General features: G+C 63.6%; 2 protein-coding genes. One reads left to right on the forward strand and one right to left on the reverse strand.

What is annotated here, in order from left to right; translation table 11 throughout:
• Positions 1 to 222 precede the first annotated feature (222 nt).
• The gene (locus tag DW029_RS11830) at positions 223 to 1,749 is read right to left on the reverse strand and encodes an FAD-dependent oxidoreductase (protein ID WP_118346171.1); all 1,527 of its coding nucleotides are present in this window, start codon (positions 1,747 to 1,749) and stop codon (positions 223 to 225) included.
• A 461-nt stretch (positions 1,750 to 2,210) separates the two neighbouring features.
• On the opposite strand from DW029_RS11830, the gene DW029_RS11025 reads away from it, so the two are divergent.
• On the forward strand, positions 2,211 to 2,946 hold a 736-nt coding region (locus DW029_RS11025), incomplete at its 3' end, for a transposase (RefSeq protein WP_147351929.1).

Genomic DNA, 2,946 nt, shown 5'->3' on the forward strand with positions numbered 1-2,946 from the left:
CAAGGGTTATACCCTAAGAGCAAACCACCCCTTTTAGGGGTGGTTTTGATTAACCTCGCATGGGGTCGAACCCGTCGGGGCGCGAAGTTGGGGAAACTGCACCGTGATTCCCTTAGGGAAACACGGCTAAAGCCCCGTAGGCGCGTTCTCCTTAGGGGAATCTTGCTTACGGGACTCGACGCATGTTGAGAAGTTGTGATCAAACTCAAAGTGAGAATCGATTTAGTCTGCTCGATAGTGCGAACCTAAGCTTTCAGTTCGCTTGCGCATGGCTTTGACCATTTCCTGTGCTAGTCGAATCTGCGACTGTAGGCGGGCGAGGGCTGCGATCTCGCTGTCATCGGCATGCGGCTTGCTCAGCGCCATGGCCTTGTCTTGCAGGCTTTCAAGCTGTTGCAGGGCCTCGGATAGGCCTGTTTCGGTCCTGTTGATCATGCAATAGGTGCTCATCGTGTGCCTAAGGCTGTGTGTCAGGCGTTCGGCATCTGTTGTGGCAATGCCGTACTGGGGGAGGACGATATCCGCCTTTGGGGCCACCTCAGGTGCATTCTGTGCTGCCTGGGCTGCCGATGCGCCCGCGATGCGCCCGAACACGATGCCGTTGGCACTTGATAAGCCACCAATGCGGTCGGCTCCGTGCATGCCGCCTGTCGCCTCGCCGCAAGCGTAGAGACCCTCAACGCCCGTGTACGCGGTTTTGTCGATCCTGATGCCGCCGTTGGCGGCGTGGGCATACATCGCCACGCGCATCTCGTCGCTCGGCGCGATACCGTGCTCGTCTTGTAGCCAGGTGGCAAAGGTCTGCACAAACTCGGGGACGTCCTCGCGGGGGAAGTCGTAGTGGAGCGCCAAGCCCTCTGCACCTGCCTGATCTATGACGAGGTCGATGGCGCGGGAGGCTAAGCGCGAGGTGAAAGGGCCATATCCGGAGCGCTGCTCAAGCAGACCGTCCAGCTTGCCGTCGGCAATATCGACCGGCTGGTCTACATGTACGTAACGCCAGGTCTTTTCGTTAAAGACAAGGTTTCGCTTAGGCTCGATGAAGCCGGGCATCATCTGCATGAACTCTATATTAGTAAGGGACGCACCGTGCGCCAGCGCGATTCCCTGTGATGAGCTGAGCACGTCGGCGGAAGTGAGGCTGCGCTCGAACAGGCCGCCTGTGCCGCCCGCAGCGATGACAATGGCCTTGGCTGCAATAGGCACGAGATGCTCGCTTGCGCGGTCGTAGAGCACGGCGCCGGTAATCTTCCCGGTTGTGTCCTCAACAAGGTCGATAAGCTCATGGCGGGGGAGCAGGCGAATGCCGAGCGATTCGATCCGAGCCGTACACGCGTCCTCAAGGGGCTTGCGGGTGAGGCCGCGCCACATGCGCGTCTTGTGGTCGAAGCAGGGGATAAACTGCTTTTGCTGAGCGCTCTCAGCGCTTTGCGGACGCTGGAGCTCAACGCCTAGGTCTTGCTCGAGCCATTCAATTGCCTGGGGAATGCCGTGGACGAACGTCTGGACGAGCGTAGGGTCGGCAACGCCGCCACCAACGGTCTGGATGGTGCTGATGAGGTCCTGTTCGTCGTCTTCGTCGACGGGGCCAATAAGACCAAGGCCCCAGGTGCCCGGGAAGAAGCTCGATCCGCTCATGGTCTTGCCGGCGCTTGCGACGGCAACGGTCGCGCCCGCGCTCGCCGCTTCGATAGCGGCACAAAGGCCCGCAATGCCAGATCCAATTACCAGTACATCAGTCGATTCCATCGGATTCCTTTCTCGTCCGGCGCATTGTCGCATGGGTGATCGGCAATGGGGCCGCAAAGACTCGGCAAATCGGTAAAGGGCAAATATGGCAGGTGGGCGTCATGGGCGCGTGATGGTTCCGTCTCGCTGCAACTCATATTCCCCTGCAGCTGATATATCGGTAGTAGATGGTCTTGCGACGGGGTAGCTAAAATAGCCCCATTACAGTTTGAGTCGTCCGAAAGGGCGGCTCTTTTCCGTCGCATGGCTATACGATTGAGCCGCACCGGTGGTCGCTGGCCGACCGCCCCGGACGGCCGTCAGCCCCTGCCCCGTAGAGGGCCCGGGACGTGTTGCCGCCGGGGCGGGAGGTGCCGCGGGGAACGACTGATAGAGATGTGCCGGGCCCGGACCGGGCCACGGCCGGGTAATGTGGGTGTCGCTCCCGCGGCTTACGGCCGGCTCAAGGGAGAGGATACACCATGCCTGCAGCAGAAACGCCCGTGGCCTGCCTGGGGATCGACGTCGGTAAGAGCTCGCACAGCGCGTGCGCGCTCGATGCGGAAGGGGGCATCGCCTTCAGGGCCGAGCTGGCCAACAGGCCCGACGACATCGACCGGCTGCTCGAGCGGGCCGGCTCCGGCGCGCTGGTCGTCGTCGACCAGAAGCGGAACATCGGCGCGCTGGTCCTCGCGCGCGCCCATGCGCACGGGAACCCCTGCGCCTACCTGCCCGGATATGCCGAGAAGCAGGTCCGCGGGATTTTCCCCGGCATCGCGAAGACCGATGCCATCGACGCCGAGGTGATCGCGCGCACCGCGCTCGGCGCGCCCCGCGCCCTCAGGCCGGCGCCCGAGGAGCCCGAGGGGGCCGCCTCGCTGCGGATCCTGTCGTCGCAGCGCGAGTTCGCGTCGTCCGCCAGGACCCGCGCGAAGAACAGGCTGCGCGCGACCCTGCTCGAGGCCGACCCCGCGCTCGAGCGCGCGGTCGACCCGTCGAGCCGCTGGCAGGTGTCGATGCTGGCCGAGTTCGGCGGGGCCGCCGGGTGCTCCGCCGCCGGCTGGCGCAGGTTCTCGAACGCCGCCAGGCGCGCGGGCGCCCCCGCGGCGGGGGCCAGGAGGCTCTGGGAGGCGCTGCTGGCCTCGTCGCGCTCGGGGAGGCGGCTTGACCTGTGTCAAGATTTCGGACACGGAATTGAGAGGAATCATGCTGCCATAG

Source organism: Collinsella sp. AF38-3AC (assembly GCF_003474365.1).
Taxonomy (GTDB): domain Bacteria; phylum Actinomycetota; class Coriobacteriia; order Coriobacteriales; family Coriobacteriaceae; genus Collinsella.

Excerpts from the sequence above, each read along its gene's own strand:
- DW029_RS11830 (WP_118346171.1), bottom strand. The coding sequence starts at position 1,749 with ATGGAATCGACTGATGTACTGGTAATTGGATCTGGCATTGCGGGCCTT.